Origin of the sequence: Paludibacterium yongneupense DSM 18731 (genome assembly GCF_000422925.1) — a bacterium.
GTDB lineage: Bacteria > Pseudomonadota > Gammaproteobacteria > Burkholderiales > Chromobacteriaceae > Paludibacterium > Paludibacterium yongneupense.
Window position 1 is genome coordinate 1 of record NZ_AUGZ01000047.1, and the last position, 16,718, is coordinate 16,718.

A 16,718-nucleotide genomic window follows, 5' to 3' on the forward strand; every position below is an offset into this window, starting at 1 on the left:
CGCTTCGAGGATCCGCAAGGCGCCGATGCCATCGGCATTGGCCGTGTATTCGGGCTCCTCGAACGAGACGGCGACGTGGCTCTGCGCGGCCAGGTTGTAGATCTCATCCGGCTGCACCAGCTGGATGATGCGGATCAGGCTGCTGGAATCGGTCAGGTCGCCGTAGTGCAAGGTGAAGGTGCGCTTGGCGACATGCGGGTCCTGGTACAAATGATCGATGCGATCGGTATTGAACAAGGAACTGCGACGCTTGATGCCATGGACTTCATAGCCCTTGTCCAGCAGGAATTCGGCCAGATAGGAGCCGTCTTGGCCGGTGACACCGGTGATAAGAGCAATCTTAGTCATGAGTTATCCTTTTTGTTCGAACCAAAAACGCGATCGCGATAGCCATCGGGAACAGCCCGATACAGATCCTGGATAAAGTGGCGCTGCAGGACAAAAGCCGCCGGATTGTTGTCGCTGATGGAAGAGACACGGACCAGCATGCCATCGGGGACTTTACCCATCAGTCCATACTCGATTTGGGCAATCTTGCGGCCGAAGCCGGGAACGGTGCTGCGATTGCCTATCGTCACCCAATACGTTATCGGCTCATTACGGCGCCCTTGCTGCGCCACCAGCTCGCGCAGCTGCAACGAACGCCGCTCGAAGCTATAGAGAGTGTCTCGCGGTGCGGTGAGAACGAAGCCTTGCGCCGCATAGCAGAATTCGGGACGGTGCACCTGGGTACTGTCGGAGCTCTGGTCGCCGCCATAAGCAACCGACAGCATGATGCGGTTGCCGCTGCCATCGATATAGGTACGGGACAGCGTCTCGTTATAGGTTCGGTTCAATTTGGCCTGCAACTCGGGATCGATCTCGAGCGGGACTAGCGAGGTATCGAGATGCCAGGCGCCGAAGGCGGCGGGAAATACCTGCTCCAGATGCAAGGGCTTGCTCTTCGCCATGACCTCGGTCGGCTGGAAACTATTGGCGGCGGCAGCGAGGATCAGCATCACCGCGGCCGGCAGCAGACTGCGCTTATCGAAATTCATCCCTGCCTCCGCTCGAAAATCCGCCCGAGCAGCAAGTCGAGCAGGAAAAACAGGACCATCGCCATGGAAAACAGCAGCAATCCGGCAAATTCATGCACAAAGCCCTGCCCCGCCGCATCGCCGAAATAGAAGGTCACCAGGATAAGCGTCACGACACGAACGACATTGGCCAGAACGGCGATGGGCACCACCGCCAGCAACAGGGGCACATTGCGTTTCAGGCCCTTGTGCCCGGCAAGGTACAGATACAGCGCCCCCATCGCCATCAGCGCCAGTATCGAATTCAGCCCGGAGCAGGCATCGGCAACCAGCAATTGATAGGGACCGATATTGAGGATCACGCCGCTGCGTGCTATCGGGTAATTGGCGCTGTATAGCAGCCATTCCGCCAGGATGGACACATCCTGCTTCAGCGAACGGGTGAGCGGATCGACCACCACGGCAGGCAGCGGAATCACCACCAGCCAGAACAACAAGGCAAACCAGTACACCCTCGCCCCGGCCCAGCCCCGGTAGTAGAGAATCAGGGCCAACACCAGCGCGATCTGCCCGGGAATCTCCAGCAGGGGGATGTCCTGCGAACGTCCGACGAAAAAAAGCAGCCCGCCCAGCAGGGCGCTGGCCAGGGCTGGCACGGTCGCGCAGTGTGCCGCTACCGCGATGTAGCGATCCTGCTCGCGCCAGAACAGCCATATCGTGATGAGCAGAACGATGGCACCGTGCGCCTGCGAATCGTCGCTCCAGACCGTGGTCGCCAGATGCCAGTAACCGGGCAGCAGCAAGGCCAGCAGCCCCAGCACGAGCAAGCCGTGGCGGCGCAGGCGCGCCATGTTCTCTCCCAGCGCGGATGTCGCATCGGCTCTCATCATCAGGCGCCCTCGCCCATGTCCAGCACGCAGCCGAGAATACGCGCACCGGCAGCCACCAATTCGTCGCGGCAGCGCATCAGCGGCACCATCGCGGTCTTGCCGCTCTCGGCCAGCAGCAGGACGCCTCCCGCTCGCGCCGCCACGATCTGTGCGTCGGCCGCATTATGCATGGGAGCCGTTCCCACCACGACAACGTCGTAACGCTGCGCCGCCTCCTCCAGCAATTCGCCGAACTGGGCCCGCCCGAGCAACTCCTGCGGGTTGGGCACCGGCGTGCCGGCCGTCAGTACCGACAGATCGAGCAAGTGGCCGATACGCTGGGCGCAGTCAAGCCGCGCGCGCGAGGCGAGCACGTCGGCCAGGCCGACCCGGTTATCGAGCTTGAACAACCGGTGCTGCTGCGGAGCGCGCAGATTTGTGTCGATCAGCAAGGTCCGCTCGCCCAACTGCGAAAACACGATCGCCAGATTGGCCGCCAGCCACCCGCAGCGCACATTCGACTCGTGGCTGGTGACAGAGAAAACCTTGTTGCCCAGCGAGATCCAGCGCAGCATCAGTTGACTGCGCAGACTGCGCAAGGCCTCGACCTGGGCGGACTGCGGTTTGTAAGCGGCAATCAGCTGCGGGCTCAACGATTCGTCGTCGCCAGGCAAGAAGGGATAGTCGAATTGCTCGGACAACACCTCCTGCAAATCCTGGCTGGTGATGAAGCCAAGCTTGATCGCCGCCTCGCCGAAGCGGAGATTCTCCTCTTTTTGCAGCAGCAGGGCTTTTTCGGCCTGGGCAAGAGTCAGCTTGCCGCGATCCAGCAGCAACTGACCCACGGTAGAGGTGCGGGTATCGGTCATGTCTTTCACGATAGGCTCGGTTTTCATAAGCGGGCTCATCCTCTCTTCAGGCGCAAAAAGCCGATACCGCGACGGAAACGCGGCTTGGCATCGGGCTTGATGACAGCGAGTACCGGCAACTCCAGCATGGCTTCCAGATCAGACACGCTGCGCACACGGCGATTGAGCAACTCGCCCAGCATCGACGCACCGACACCGAGCACCGCTCCCACCAGGATGGAGACGATGAGATTGAGCATGATCAGAGGTCGCGAAGGACGCAAAGGCTCGCTGGCCGCTTCGAGCACGGCCACATTGGCCAGATCGGAGCGACTCTCCAGCATGGTCTGCGAATAGCGCTGCAAGGCCTGGTCATACGCGCGTTGCGCGTTGGCGACTTCGCTCTCGAGCACGCCGGCCACCGAGCGCTGCGACTTCAACTCGAGCAGCTTGTCTTTCTGCACCTTGGCCGCATTCAGCAGGGCGGCCTGCCGCGCGGCTGAATTGCTGGCCGCATTATTCAAGCCACCCGCATACTGGCGAGTCACATCGGCCAGTTGCTGACGCGTGGCATTGAGCGAGGCCAGAGCCTGCTGGTAGTGGGGATGGTTCGGTCCGGTGCGTTCGGCTTCTTCCTTGAACTTGACTTCGGCCTGCGCCAGCTGGTTCTTCAACTGCTGCACCAGCGGATTGTTCAGCACATCGGGCGCCGCATCCGCGCCGCGCGCGCGCGCCTGGGCATCGAAGGTCGCCGACTGCGCGCCGACCAACTGCGACGTGATCTCGCCGAGATGCTGCGTCTCCACATCGAGCTTCTCGTCGGTCGCGATCAAGCCTTGCTGTTGCTGATAATCGGCCAGTTTTTTCTGCGCCTGCTCCAGATTCGCCTGTAAAACCTTGAGCTGTTGCTGGAAAAACGCATTGTTCTGCTGCGCAGCCGCGGCGCGCATATCAACCAGGGTATGGATGTATTCCTGGGCGAAGCTGTTGGCCAGGGTCGAAGCAAATTTTGGGTCGGTCGCAGTATATGACAGCGAAATCACGCTACTCTCGCGCCCTGGCACCACATCCAGCCCCTTGAGCAGGGACGATGCCAGCCAGTCCCGAATGGTGCCTTTGCCGCCGGTCTCCGTCATAAACTTATGCTGCGCCTCGGGAATGCGGGTCAGGCCCAGCGCATCGACCACATTCAGCGCAGTGGCCTGACTGGTCAGGATATCGACCTGAGTCTGCAGATAGCCGGGCAGCATGCTGGCCGTGGTCGGCAAACCGGTGACAGGATCGTTGGCCTTGACGTCGATGGCCAGGCTGGTCGAAGCCGTGTACTGCTTCGGCCAGATCAGACTGACGACCAGCGTCAGCAACACGACCGTGCCGCCGACCAGGAAGGCCAGGCGACGTCTGGCTTTGAGGATCTGAAGGAATAATTCAAGAGTCATGCTTCGTGCCCCGCGATCAGAACAAGCTTTCCTGCACGTAAATCACATCGTTTTCCCGTACCTGATCGGAAGAACGCCCTTTCAGCTCCATGACTTTTCCATCAGCACCAAGACGGTGGATCTCGATCGAGGTATGCGACGCCCGCGGATTGAATCCCCCCGCCACCGCGATCGCCTGCATCACGGTCATACCGGTTTCCAGCCGGTAATTACCGGGCCGGTTGACTTCGCCCGACACATACACCATCGAGCGCGGAACAAAAATGACATCGCCGTTGTTAACCTTGACCACGCGTTTGGCCGGATCGGTCTCGGCCATCAACTGGCTTAGATTGACCTGGCGCCGCGTGTTGCCGTTGATGATAACGATCTGGTCGCCGCCGCTCGGAGCGATGCCGCCGGCCAGTGCAATGACATCGACCAGGTCGGTGGCACTGTCGAGCGAGAAACGTCCTGGATGATTGAACTCGCCGATGACCGAGATGCGCTGGCTTCGGAACTGGCTGACCAGTATCGAAACTTGCGGATTGAGCAGGAAGCCTCCCGAGGACAGGCGTGCCGCGATCGCTTTCTCCGCATCCGAAGGCGACATGCCATTCAGCGAAATTTCTCCGATCAACGGAAAAGCGATGCTGCCATCCTTGCTTAGTGCAGTCTCCAGCGCCAGGTCAGGGTGATCGTAGATCGATATCTTGATATCGTCGCCCGGCCCCAGATGATATTCGCCCGCGTTTTCCGCCTGGACCATCCCGGAAAACAGACATAGCACCACGATCAGCAGCCAGCGCATCATTGCAAACCTTTCAGTCCGTTATTGAGGGAATTATCCTTCGCCGCCGCGGGAGCGGCGGCAGCGGCGGGGGCCGGAACCGGAGCCGAGGCGGTTTCGCTGAAACGCTTCACATAGACGACTTTGGCCGCGGCCTTCAAGGCTTCGATCTTGGCATGAGCCTCGCTTTGGCCGCGCTGGCTGCGCAGGAAAGTCAGAATCGCCGGCTTGGCCTGCTTGGCATCGACCGGTGCGGCCTCGGCATGCACCAATTGCAGCAATGTCGTCTGCGGCCCCTGCTGCAGCTGAGCCACGTCACCCACCTTCATGCCCGTCAGACGGGATACCAGCGGCAGCGGCAACTGCTCGGCCGGCATGCGCGCCATCTTGCCCTGGAACTTGACCTGGGCCTTGTTCAGCATCACCTGGGTCTGATCCGGGCTTTGCGAATGATTGAGTTCGTCCAGCAGCGGTGCCTTCAGGTCGGCGCTGGACAACTGGAAAACCGCGAAATCGTAGATCTTCCGCGCCGAGAACAAGCCGGGGTTCTTGGCGAAAAAATCGTCGACTTCGGCCTGCGACGGCTCGTCAATTTTCCCGACCACACGCTGTGCGGCGGCATTTGCCAGAATCTGGCGCTTGCTCTGCTCGATCGCCTGCATCACATCCGGGTCGCGATCGAGCTTCAACTCGGCAGCCTTCTGGACCAGGACCTCCTGCTCGACCAACTGCTCCAGCGCGGCCTGCTTCAAGGCCGGGTTGTTCTGGGCCTGGGGCTGGTTGGCAAGCACGCCGTTGAGCTGCAGAACCGTGATTTCGGCATCATTGACCCGGGCCAGCACCTGGCTCGGCGCTTTGGCATCATGCTTGCCGCACCCCGCCACCACGATCGTTGCCGCCAGTACCACTCCCCCAACCCATTTATTGCTCGTCATTGTCTTGCTTCCCCATAGTTCAATAGGCATTGTGACCCCGCAGCACCGTCCACACCGTGAGCGCGATAATTTTCAGGTCGAACCAGATAGACCAATTGCGTAGATAGTCCAAATCGTATTCTATGCGCCGCTGCATTTTGTCTACGGTATCGGTCTCGCCACGATAGCCGTTCACCTGCGCCCAGCCGGTAATCCCCGGACGGACTTTATGCCGCAGCATGTAACCCTTGATCAGCTTGCGGTACATCTCGTTGTGCGCATTGGCGTGCGGGCGCGGGCCGACAATACTCATGCGGCCTTGCAGTACATTGATGAATTGCGGTAGTTCATCGAGCGATGTCTTGCGGATAAAGGCGCCAATCGGCGTCAGGCGGCTGTCCGAACGGGTCGCCTGCTGCACGCTGTCCCCATCTTCCATCACCGTCATCGAGCGGAATTTATAGACCAGAATGTTTTCGCCGTTGGCGCCATAGCGGTGCTGCCGGAACAAGGCCGGTCCCGGCGAGCTGAGCTTCACGGCCACCGCCAGCGCCAGCATCACGGGCCAGATCACGGCAAGAATCATCAGCGACAAGACGATGTCGGAGGCGCGCTTGACCACACCGTCGATGCCGACAAAGGGGCTCTCGCAGATGCCGACCACCGGGAAACCGGCCACGTCGTCGATGCAAGCCTGAATCATGTCGAAAATAAAAAGGTCGGGCAGGAAGTAAATCGATGCCGTGCAATCCTGCAAGGCTTCCAGCAAAGCCATCACCCGCGGTTGCGATGTCATCGGCAGAGAGATGAAGATCTGCCGCACACCGTTGGCCTGGACATAGTGATGCAGATCGGCGATACGCCCCAGCATTTCATGCGCGGCGACGTCATCCAGCCGTTCGACCTCGCGGTCATCGAAATAGCCGACGAAATCCATCTTCAACTGGGGATTGCTGCGAATGCGATCGGCCAGCGCAGCCCCTGACTCGGTAGCACCGACGATGACGACCTTATGGAGCCCGAGTTTGGAGCGCACCGGATTCAGAACCACCGATCGAATGGCGCCATGGACCAGCAACAGCGCGACAGGCGATAGCGCCACCCAGGCCAGCAGGAACTCGGGAGGAAAATAATTCAGCAGCCCGGACAAGGCGCCCAGGCACCATAACACCAGAATCAGGGCGACCCAGCAGACGACAAGACGACCGACTCCGAGAAAGCGGCCAGGCGCATCCGGCATCAGCAGAAACGTACCATCCAGAAACAGGGCAGAAAGCGCAAAGGCAATCGCAGCAAGAATCGGCAGCATTCCATGCTGCGCAATCTCGAACGGGCGTGCCAATGCGAACAGGACCAGAACCACCACGAACGGATCTATGATGGCTTTGAACAGGCTGGCCAGCGGCGCGCTACGGTCCAGATCGCCGAGCCGGTCCCTGAGGACGGGAAGCGAGTGGACAGGTTTGCTCAGGGAATGACCCATATTCAAACTCGTTTGGTTCGCACTCATGATTGTTTGCTCTAATAAAGCAGGCGCAGACTCACGCCCACTTGCCGGTCGGTATAACTATTGCTCGACTCGGCCAGATCGCGCTTCAAATTCTGCGCATAGGCCGTCACGAGCACCGCAGGGTGCGGCGACCAGTTCAGATCGATGCGCGACGTTGTGATACTGTAATCCGCCGACGATTGATCGTAGCTATACCGGTCGCGGCGCAGGTTCATGCCCAGCGATATTTTCTCGCTGAACGTGTGTACCAGCCCTCCGTAACGGCTGCTGGTCGTCCCGCGCAGCACCGAACTGCCCGGCGAGTTGAACGACTGTTGCAGCCCCAGGCTCAAGGCATTGCGGGCCGTAGCCTGCCAGTGCGTTTCGATGCCGGAAATCTTGTCAAACTGGGCCGCTCCACCCGCATTCGACTCGCTGCGAACCCGGCCGACATTGCCACTGAGGCGGGTTTTTTCGCTGAGCGGCCAATCCAGCGACATCATCAACTGATCCTGCTTGTAGCTCGACTGATCCACCTGCGCATAGTCCACCTTGCCGTGGGTGGCGGCCAGGGTCAGCGTGCTCCCCTTGCCGGTCTTGCCGACCAGCGCCAGGCCCACCTGCCTCTGCTCATAGTCGAGATACGTCAACTGCTGGTTGTGCTGGCTGCTCTGCGTCAGCGACCCTTCCACTGCAAACTTGCTGGTCAAGGCGTAATCGGCGACGAAGTTACCGGTGCGGGTCCGCACGACATCGCGAAAACCGCTCACGATATTGCTCAGATTCGGCTGGTCGCGCACGTCCTGGTAACCGAAAAGGCCGGACCAGTCCCGCCCGGCTTGCCAGTTCCACTTCGCCTGCCCGTTCCAGCCGTAATAGTCGAGCAACCCATAGGTCTGGTAGCGGGTGTCGGAGAACTGGCCATCGAGGCTCACCAACTGCCGCGAATACGTATTCTGGTAGTGCCCGCCAGCAGACGTGATGACCGCACTGTCGCCCCGCGCCGACGTTCCGTACACAGCAGGAACGGATGTGATTTCAGGAAGCGACAGAACGTTGCTGTCGTAACGGTATGAGACACCGGCATAGGCGTAATAGGTGTCGTCCGGCGTATAGCCGGCATAGGCGCGAGCGCAGAAAGCAGCCAGAAGCGCAGGCAGTGCACACCGAATAACGCGTTTTACAGGCATCAACACTCGCTCGATTGCAGCAACATTATCCCCCGTGCATTGCTGCGCGGCACCCAATCCGGAACTCCGGCACGGCCACTCCTCGCACCAAGGCGTGGACAACATGCGTGCCGATTCCAACGTACCATATTATAAAACAATTGGTACAACTATTTTCACCAACTACAGTTAATGATGACAGGTGAGTTACAAACGCAACACGGTGTTAAAATACTTGCAAGAAATCATATCCGATGTTTGCGCTATGAAGGAATGGTAACAAAGATTAACCCTTCATTACTTCACTCACAAGCACTTACCCGATCAAGCGGGTTGCCCTGCTCGACTTTATATTCCATAAAATTATATCATTACCACGCAACGTGATTTTACGTTCTATATCGACTTTGTTACAGTGAAAGCCGAGACGGAGCCGACTCCGTACAGATGGAAACCACTGTGATACGCATCGAAGCCCTGACAAAACACTATTCGACACCCGCTACCGCCAAGCCGGCTCTCGACGACATCAACTTGCACATAAAACGCGGGGAAATCTTCGGCATCATCGGTCGTTCCGGCGCGGGTAAAAGCACGCTGATTCGCACCCTCAATCTGTTGGAACGACCGAGTTCGGGACGCATTCTGATAGAAGGCGAAGACATTACCCGTTACGACGACAGCGGACTGGCCGCCCTGCGGCGGCGCACGGGCATGATTTTCCAGCACTTCAACCTGCTCAACTCCAAGTCCGTGGCCGACAATATCGCGTTCCCGCTAAAGCTGGCCGGCAACCACGATCGCACGGCCATCCGCCGCCGTGTCGACGAGCTGCTCGAGCTAGTCGGGCTCGGAGCCCTGCGCGACAGCTATCCCCATCGCCTGTCTGGCGGGCAGAAACAGCGAGTCGGCATCGCCCGCGCCTTGTCCAACTCGCCCTCGGTGCTGCTTTCGGACGAGGCGACATCGGCGCTCGACCCGGAGACGACACAGTCGATTCTCGAGCTGCTCGCCAGCATCAATCGGCAGCTTGGGCTGACCATTGTCCTGATCACCCACGAGATGCAAGTGATCCGTTCCCTCTGCGACCGTGTCGCGGTCATCGACGGCGGGCGCATCGCCGAATCCGGCGCGGTCAGCGACGTGTTCTTGCACCCGCGTCATGCCGTGACGCAAAGCCTGCTGGCCGAAACAGGCGGCATGGCCGGCGCCGACCTGGCAGCGGTGAGGCTGCAGGCGACCGGTCCCTTGCTGCGCTTGACCTTTGTCGGGGCCGCCACCTATCAACCGGTGCTAAGCATCGCCACCCGCGAAACCGGAATCGATTTCAACATTCTGCAAGGCTCGATCGGGCGCATCAAAGATACGCCCTATGGCCAGTTGCTGGTCGAAGTCATGGGAACGCCCGGCGCACTGCCGGCGGTGACCGCGCAGCTTGACCGATACCAGATTCACTACGAGGTGGTCGCATGATTGAATTCTTCAGCAGCATCGGCAATTGGGATGAAATCGCCGCCGCCACCCAGGATACGGTCGTGATGAGCCTCGTCTCCTTATTCTTTACCATCGTGCTAGGACTCCCGCTCGGCATCCTGCTGTTCCTGACCGCCCCTGGACAGTTGCTGGCCAACCGCGGTTTGAACGGAGCGCTGTCCTTCATCGTCAATACCTTGCGCTCGGTCCCTTTCATCATCCTGCTCGTCGTGATGATTCCCTTGACCGTGTGGCTGATCGGCACCTCGATCGGCGTCCCCGGCGCCATACCACCACTGGTCCTGGCTGCGACCCCCTTCTTTGCGCGGCTGGTGGAGAACGTGCTGCGAGAAATCGATTCCGGCGTCATCGAAGCCTGTAAGGCCATGGGCGCCAGGAAACGTCAGATCGTATTCGGTGCGCTCATCCCGGAAGCGGTGCCCGGCCTGATCGCGGCCATTACCGTCACCGCGATCAATCTGGTCTCCTATTCGGCCATGTCCGGCGCCATTGGCGGTGGCGGCCTGGGCGACCTCGCCATCCGCTACGGTTATCAGCGCTTCCAAACCAACGTCATGGTCGTTACCGTCGCGCTGATGGTAATCCTGGTACAGGCCTTACAAGTTTTCGGCGATCGCTGGGTCCGGCACTTCGTCCGTAAATAATCCATTCATCCCAAAGGAAGCATAATGAAACTCAAATCACTGAAATTCGCACTCGCCGCTACCGTCATCGGCCTTGCCGGCCAACTCACCCATGCGGAAACGCTCACCGTCGCTGCCAGCCCGATCCCGCATGCCGAGATCCTGGAAGTGGTCAAACCCATCCTGGCCCGCGAAGGCGTCACCCTCGAAATCAAGGTCTTCGACGACTATATTCAGCCGAATGTTCAAGTCAGCGAAAAACGCATCGACGCCAACTACTTCCAGCACAAGCCTTATCTCGACACCTATAACAAGAGCAAGGGCACCAACCTGGTATCGGTCGCCGCCGTTCACATCGAACCTTTCGGAGCCTACTCGCACAAGATCAAGAAAATCGCCGATCTGCCGTCCGGCGCGACTGTCGCCATCCCGAACAATCCGTCCAATGTCGGGCGCGCCTTGCTGCTGCTCAGCCAGGCTGGCCTGATCCAGTTGAAGGATCCGTCCAATATTCTCGCGACAGAACATGACATCATCAAAAATCCTAAGCAGCTGAAGATACGCGAACTCGACTCGGCCGCGCTGCCCCGCATCCTCGACCAGGTCGACCTGGCTGTCATCAATACCAATTACGCCCTGGAAGCCAAACTGGTTCCGACCCGCGATGCGCTGATTCTCGAAGGCGGCAAATCGTGGTATGCCAACCTGCTGGTGGCACGCCCGGACAATAAGAATTCCCCTGCCATCAAGAAGTTGGCCGCCGCACTGAATTCTCCCGAAGTGAAGAAATTCATCGAACAAAAGTACAAAGGTTCAATTATTCCGGCTTTTTAAGCGGGATCGCTTGACAGCCTCAGCCGGAAACCGTATAGTTCGTCGCTCAGGCAGCAACAAGCCGACCGGTTTCGTGGGGGTATAGCTCAGCTGGGAGAGCGCTTGCATGGCATGCAAGAGGTCAGCGGTTCGATCCCGCTTATCTCCACCACAAAAAAAACCCGGAGTTCGACAGAACTCCGGGTTTTTGCATTTCTGCCTGCTCCGCTTGACTATCCGGCACGCGGCAACGTCAGACTGACCCGCAAGCCGCCTCCTGGCGCGTCGCCAAGTTCGATACGACCGCCGTGCGACTCGAGCACCGCCTTGCTGATGGCCAACCCCAGTCCCGTGCCGCCGGTATGGCGCGCGCGCGAACTCTCCAGGCGAACATAGGGCTCGAACACCTGCTCCCTGTCCGCCGCCGCAATGCCCGGCCCCTGATCGTCGATACGGATCGCGATCTCCGTCGCCGAATCCTCGACCGTCACCCTGATCAGCCCCTCCCCTCCGTAGCGGCGCGCATTATCCAGCAGATTGGCGATGCAGCGCCGCATCGCATTGGCCCGCAGCCGCAGCGGCTGTCGGACGGCTCCCGTACGCTCGATATGCGCCCCCAGGTCTTCCATATCCTCGATTACGCTGTCGATCAGAGCGTCGAGATTCAACATCACGGGCGTTTCGGCATCGCTGCCTGCGCGCAGAAAATCCAGCGTATGCCCGATCATATCGTCCATCTCCGACAGATCGTGCTCCATCTTTCTGCGCAAGGACGGTGAGTCGACTTCCTCCAGACGCAAGCGCAGGCGCGTGATCGGCAGCCGCAGATCGTGCGAAACGCCGGACAGCGCTTGCGACCGCGTCGCAAGATAGCGTCGCAGGTCGCGCTGCATGGCATTGAACGCCTGCGTAGCGCGCCTGACCTCGAGCGGGCCATTCTCCATCAGGGGGGGCTGGTCAAGATTCTGCGCCAGACCGGCCGCCGCGTTGGCAAATCCGGCCAGGGGCCGCGTCAACCGCCGCACGGCCCATCCCGACAACAGGCCGACCGATAGCAGCAGCAACAACAGCAAGGCAATCATGCGGTAGGGCACGTCCTGCGCAATCTGCGGCAACATTTGATGGAAGGTCACTACCGTACCGTCATGCAACCTGACCTGAGCCAGAAAAGTACGCGCAAACAGCGGCGCCTTGCGCTCGCCAACGCGAGGGCCATGCCCGGAGCGATGAAACTCCCGGCCGTGGGCATCGAAATCCAGCTGTTCGGGCGAAATCTGCTCGACCGACAGCACCTGTACGCTCAGCGGCCGGGCCAGCCCCTGCTCCACCGCTGCGGCAAAGGCCCGTGCGCCATCGGATGAATCAAGCGGCCCCCGGCTCCAGGGCACATCCATCGTCAATGTGGTCGGCGGCACGCTCAGGGAACTCGCCAGTCGTGCCCGTTCGTACGCATCGGCGTGATCGAGCACGCTGGCGATGCCCGCGGTCCGCTGAGCGGCATACTCGGCCAGCAATTTGTAATTCAGCCTGCTGCGATCGTCCAGCATCAACCACATACCGATTAGCTGGACCAGCAAGAGTCCGCTGAAAAAGACCAGCAACATCTGCCCGAACAAGGTTTTCGGGATACGCCTCATGCCTTCCGCTCCACATTCGCGGCCAGCATATAGCCTTCGCTGCGCACGGTCTTGATCAGCTCGGGATCGCGTGCATCATCCCCCAGCCGGCGGCGCAGGCGCGAGATCATCACGTCTATGGTACGGTCGAACGGCGTCGCGTCGCGTCCGGCCAGCGCATCCATCAGCTGGTCGCGCGAAAACACGCAATTGGGCGTTTCAGCCAGCAATCGCAGCAGCTTGAACTCCCCGGACGACAGAGCGATGACCACTCCGTCGCCCCCCACCAGATGGTGCGCGGCCAGATCGATTGTCCACCCGGAAAACGTCAGGCTACGCGCGGGTTCTCCGTACGGGTCCTGGTCCTGCGCCCTGCGCAAGATGCTCTTGATGCGCGCCAGCAATTCGCGTGGATTGAACGGCTTGGGCAAGTAATCGTCCGCCCCCATCTCCAGTCCGATGATGCGATCCATATCATCGCCACGCGCGGTCAGCATCAGGATGGGAAGCCGCGAGTTCGCGCGCAGGTTCCGGCATAGCGTCAGGCCATCCTCTCCCGGCAGCATGAGGTCGAGAATCAGCATATCCGGCATTCGCTCCTGCATGCGCAGTTTCATTTCCACTCCATCGCACGCCGTTTCCACCTCGTAGCCCTGATGGCCCAGATAGCTCTGCAGCAAGGACCGCAATTCCGGATCATCGTCGACGACCAAAATCCTTTTACTCATCACACATGCTCCTCAGTCTTGCGCAGAGCATAACGCGAGTCGCGTACGAGAGCAGCGTCAAAATGCAGACTGGTAACACTTTTTACATGCCGTTCACAATACGGCCGGTCGCTGCCACACGGGGTTTACACCTGTCGGTTCTAATACCGTTATCGATATTACAAGCCTTGTCGGGACTCACATGACACTCAAACCGTACTACACGCCCATCCTGCGCATCCATCGCTGGCTGGCGCTCGCGCTGGCGCCGGTTTTTCTGCTGATTCTCTTGTCCGGCGCCGTTCTCGCGTTCAAACCGATGGTACAAGCGACGCAGACTCCCGCCCCCCTGAGCGTGCCGGCGCTGATCAGCACCCTGCACACCATAGACCCGCACGACATGGCCCGGCAACTCAGCCTGTCCGGCGATGGCAAGACCATCACCTTGATGACGCGCGGGGCAGGCCCGAATGGTAGCTACGATGTCCGCACGGCGTCGCCTCGCGCGCCTGCTTTCGACATTTTCGATGTGGCATTACGTCTGCATAAAAGATTGCTGCTCGGCACCGGGGCCATCGTGCAGTTCGCAAGCTACATCATGGTAGCCATCATTTTTCTGGGCTTGCTGCTCGGGTGGCCCAAATTGCGCAACACCCTTGGCGGTTGGCATGCCGGGCTCGCCTGGCTGGCGCTGCCCCTGACTCTGCTTACGCCGGTCACGGCCTTGCTGATGATCCTTCATCTCGGGAGGCCCTCGCTACCGCCCGCCGCCCCCGGACCGGCCATGACCGTCACTGCGGCCATCGCTGCGGCGAACGGGCAGATGGACCTCAGCCACCTGACCCAGGCGCGCGTGCTGCGCGGCAATGTCATGCTGAGCATCGCCTCGCCGACGGGTACGGTGAGTGCATTCGTGCCGCGATCGGGCCCTATCGTCCAAACCCGCTCGGGCCTGGGCTGGGTACGCATGCTGCATGAGGGCACCTGGGCCGGCGCCTGGTCGGGCCTGATCAATCTGCTTTCGGCCTTGATTCTCACCGCATTGACAGTGACCGGCATACTGGGCTGGTGGCATCGCAGGCGTCAGAGCACTGCCCGCTCGGCTCTGACGGAGGCACCGGAAAATACGACACTGATCGCCTATGCCAGCCAGACCGGCACTGCCGCCCGCCTGGCGCAGGCCACGGCCGAAGCGCTGCGTGCGACCGGCGAAGCCGTCATGCTCGCCTCGCTCGCCACGCTGCACCCGGAAGAGCTGCCTGGCTTCCGCAACACGCTGCTGCTGGTTTCAACGACGGGTCACGGCGAACTCCCCAATGCCGCCACCGGCTTCTTGCAGAAGCTGGAGCAGACATCCCTGTGCGGAACGGTCTTTTCCATGCTGGCTCTGGGCGATACCCGCTATGACACTTTCTGCGGCGGCGGAATCGCTTTGCGCGCGGCTCTGCTCAGGCAAGGCGCGCAGGAACGCATCCCGCTGCAGAAACTGAGCGCGGGCGATACCGGCGTCTGGCGTCACTGGCTGGGCTTGCTGGGGGTGAAGCAGGAGGCAAGCGAAGCTCCGCTCGAGCTGGACCCGCTGCTGAGTCTTCGCCTCGTATCGCGCGAACGACTGGATGATCCGGCCCAGGCCGATCTCAACGAGACCTGGCATCTTTCATTTGCCATCGAGGGCGCGCCGCACGATTTCCGCCCCGGCGATCTTCTGCTGGTATCGCCGGCCGCCGGCGAGCGCGAGCGCTGCTATTCGATAGGCTCCTCGTCGCATGCCGCCGAGGCGCGCATCGAGCTCACGGTAGGCATGCATCGCACCCGCTTGCAGGACGGGGCCGAGAGGCTGGGGCTGGCTTCTTCGTTTCTGTGCCGCCTGCCACTGGGCGCCAGAATCGAGGCCGGTCTGCGCCGCCACCCCGACTTCAATCCGCCGCTGGATAGCTCGCGACCACTGATTCTGATCGCTTCAGGCTCGGGGTTGGCCCCTTTCCCCGGCTTCATCACCGAACGGCTGGGAGTAGCGGAGGCGGGACCGGTGTGGTTATTCTTCGGCAATCGCAAACGCAACGGGGATTTCTTTTACCGGCAGCAACTCGAATACGCGCAAAGCGAAGGCACCCTTCAACGGCTGGATACCGCCTTTTCACGCGAACCGGGAGACGGACGCTATATAAGCGCCACCCTGCGCGATCAGGGGGTCGAACTGATACGCTGGATGGAAGAATGCGGTGCGCTCATCTATGTCTGCGGCGGTGCCAGCACGCTCGGGGCGGGCGTCGAAGCCGCCTTGCTCGACAGTCTCGCGGCCAGCCCTGTCGCAGGCGAAAGCCCGACGCAGACGCTCGAACGCTGGAAAGGCGAGGGCCGGGTAAAACTCGATCTGTTCGGCTGAAGTGTCTGTCGCGGTGCGCCTCCCGGGGCTTGCATCGATCGTTGTCAGCATCTTTGCCGGTGGCATCAAAATGCGCACGTGCAAGCCATCCCGGAGTACGGTTCTTCGGGATGGCTTTCGTCCAGGCTTCGTCTGGCGGTCTCCGGTTCGGAGCGGATCATTGCCTGTGGACGAGGGGTGGCGTCTCGTTCGTGGAGGTTCAGGGTCCGGGGGCGGGGGTGGCGTCTCGTTCGTGGGCGTTCAGGGTTCGTGGGCGGGGGTGGCGTCTCGTTCGCGGGCGTTCAGGGTCTGTGGGCGGTTGCGGCGTCTCGTTCATGGGCGTTCAGGGGCCGGGGGCGGTGGTGGCGTCTCGTTCGTGGGGGGCGATTGTCCGTGGCCCGACGACGAGCCGGCCTCCCGTCCTCCTTCGGGTGTTCAGGCGTCGGCCGGGAGGCCGGCTCGCCGTCCGTTTACATCCGGCGGACGCCGGCATGACCCCGTGACGCCGGGGGCGGCTGGAGCGGCTGGAGCGGCTGGAGCGGGATGCGGGATGCGGGTGCGGGTGCGGGTGCGGGTGCGGGTGCGGG

At 60.8% G+C, this 16,718-nt stretch carries 15 protein-coding genes and 1 tRNA gene; 5 read left to right on the forward strand and 11 right to left on the reverse strand.

Annotated elements, in window-relative coordinates; genetic code table 11:
* The 9 genes from G520_RS22865 to G520_RS0114095 all read right to left on the reverse strand — a co-directional run.
* On the reverse strand, positions 1-348 hold a 348-nt coding region (locus G520_RS22865; protein ID WP_036666356.1), incomplete at its 3' end, for a GDP-mannose 4,6-dehydratase.
* Entirely contained in the window at positions 345-1,037 is a 693-nt protein-coding gene (gene epsI, locus G520_RS0114060) for an exosortase-associated protein EpsI, B-type (protein WP_028536217.1), read from the reverse strand. The genes epsI and G520_RS22865, both read right to left, overlap by 4 nt.
* The gene (gene xrtB, locus G520_RS0114065) at positions 1,034-1,906 is read right to left on the reverse strand and encodes an exosortase B (RefSeq protein WP_084637645.1); all 873 of its coding nucleotides are present in this window, start codon (positions 1,904-1,906) and stop codon (positions 1,034-1,036) included. Before xrtB ends, epsI begins: the two co-directional genes overlap by 4 nt.
* Positions 1,906-2,781, reverse strand: coding sequence for a chain length determinant protein tyrosine kinase EpsG (epsG, locus tag G520_RS0114070; protein ID WP_028536219.1), 876 nt, complete (start codon positions 2,779-2,781; stop codon positions 1,906-1,908). Before epsG ends, xrtB begins: the two co-directional genes overlap by 1 nt.
* Before the next feature lie 8 nt (positions 2,782-2,789).
* The gene (gene epsF, locus G520_RS0114075; protein WP_028536220.1) at positions 2,790-4,172 is read right to left on the reverse strand and encodes a chain length determinant protein EpsF; all 1,383 of its coding nucleotides are present in this window, start codon (positions 4,170-4,172) and stop codon (positions 2,790-2,792) included.
* A gap of 16 nt (positions 4,173-4,188) precedes the next feature.
* Entirely contained in the window at positions 4,189-4,965 is a 777-nt protein-coding gene (epsE, locus tag G520_RS0114080; protein WP_051229410.1) for a polysaccharide export protein EpsE, read from the reverse strand.
* Positions 4,962-5,876 (reverse strand): EpsD family peptidyl-prolyl cis-trans isomerase, encoded by a 915-nt coding sequence (locus G520_RS0114085; RefSeq protein WP_028536222.1) that lies wholly within the window; start codon positions 5,874-5,876, stop codon positions 4,962-4,964. The genes epsE and G520_RS0114085 overlap by 4 nt, the downstream gene beginning before the upstream one ends.
* Positions 5,877-5,895: 19 nt before the next feature.
* Entirely contained in the window at positions 5,896-7,338 is a 1,443-nt protein-coding gene (locus tag G520_RS0114090; protein WP_156876963.1) for an undecaprenyl-phosphate glucose phosphotransferase, read from the reverse strand.
* Positions 7,339-7,376: 38 nt separating this feature from the next.
* Positions 7,377-8,534 carry a porin family protein gene (locus tag G520_RS0114095; RefSeq protein WP_028536224.1) on the reverse strand — a complete coding sequence of 386 codons (1,158 nt, stop codon included), beginning with the start codon at positions 8,532-8,534 and terminating at the stop codon, positions 7,377-7,379.
* 426 nt (positions 8,535-8,960) lie between these two features.
* On the opposite strand from G520_RS0114095, the gene G520_RS0114100 reads away from it, so the two are divergent.
* From G520_RS0114100 to G520_RS0114115, 4 genes are all read left to right on the forward strand, one after another.
* On the forward strand, positions 8,961-9,986 hold the full coding sequence (locus G520_RS0114100; protein WP_156876964.1) for a methionine ABC transporter ATP-binding protein: 1,026 nt from the start codon (positions 8,961-8,963) through the stop codon (positions 9,984-9,986).
* Positions 9,983-10,651 carry a methionine ABC transporter permease gene (locus G520_RS0114105; RefSeq protein WP_028536226.1) on the forward strand — a complete coding sequence of 223 codons (669 nt, stop codon included), beginning with the start codon at positions 9,983-9,985 and terminating at the stop codon, positions 10,649-10,651. The genes G520_RS0114100 and G520_RS0114105 overlap by 4 nt, the downstream gene beginning before the upstream one ends.
* Before the next feature lie 24 nt (positions 10,652-10,675).
* Positions 10,676-11,464, forward strand: a complete 789-nt coding sequence (locus tag G520_RS0114110) for a MetQ/NlpA family ABC transporter substrate-binding protein (protein WP_028536227.1) — start codon at positions 10,676-10,678, stop codon at positions 11,462-11,464.
* Between the two features lie 75 nt (positions 11,465-11,539).
* Positions 11,540-11,615, forward strand: a tRNA-Ala gene (locus G520_RS0114115).
* A 61-nt stretch (positions 11,616-11,676) separates the two neighbouring features.
* On the opposite strand, the gene G520_RS24560 is transcribed toward G520_RS0114115, so the two are convergent.
* Together G520_RS24560 and G520_RS0114125 are read right to left on the reverse strand one after the other, a co-directional pair.
* The gene (locus tag G520_RS24560) at positions 11,677-13,080 is read right to left on the reverse strand and encodes an ATP-binding protein (protein WP_028536228.1); all 1,404 of its coding nucleotides are present in this window, start codon (positions 13,078-13,080) and stop codon (positions 11,677-11,679) included.
* Positions 13,077-13,787: a response regulator gene (locus G520_RS0114125; RefSeq protein ID WP_028536229.1), complete on the reverse strand. Its 711-nt coding sequence runs from the start codon at positions 13,785-13,787 to the stop codon at positions 13,077-13,079. The genes G520_RS24560 and G520_RS0114125 overlap by 4 nt, the downstream gene beginning before the upstream one ends.
* A 181-nt stretch (positions 13,788-13,968) precedes the next feature.
* On the opposite strand from G520_RS0114125, the gene G520_RS0114130 reads away from it, so the two are divergent.
* On the forward strand, positions 13,969-16,152 hold the full coding sequence (locus tag G520_RS0114130; protein WP_028536230.1) for a PepSY domain-containing protein: 2,184 nt from the start codon (positions 13,969-13,971) through the stop codon (positions 16,150-16,152).
* Positions 16,153-16,718 lie beyond the last annotated feature (566 nt).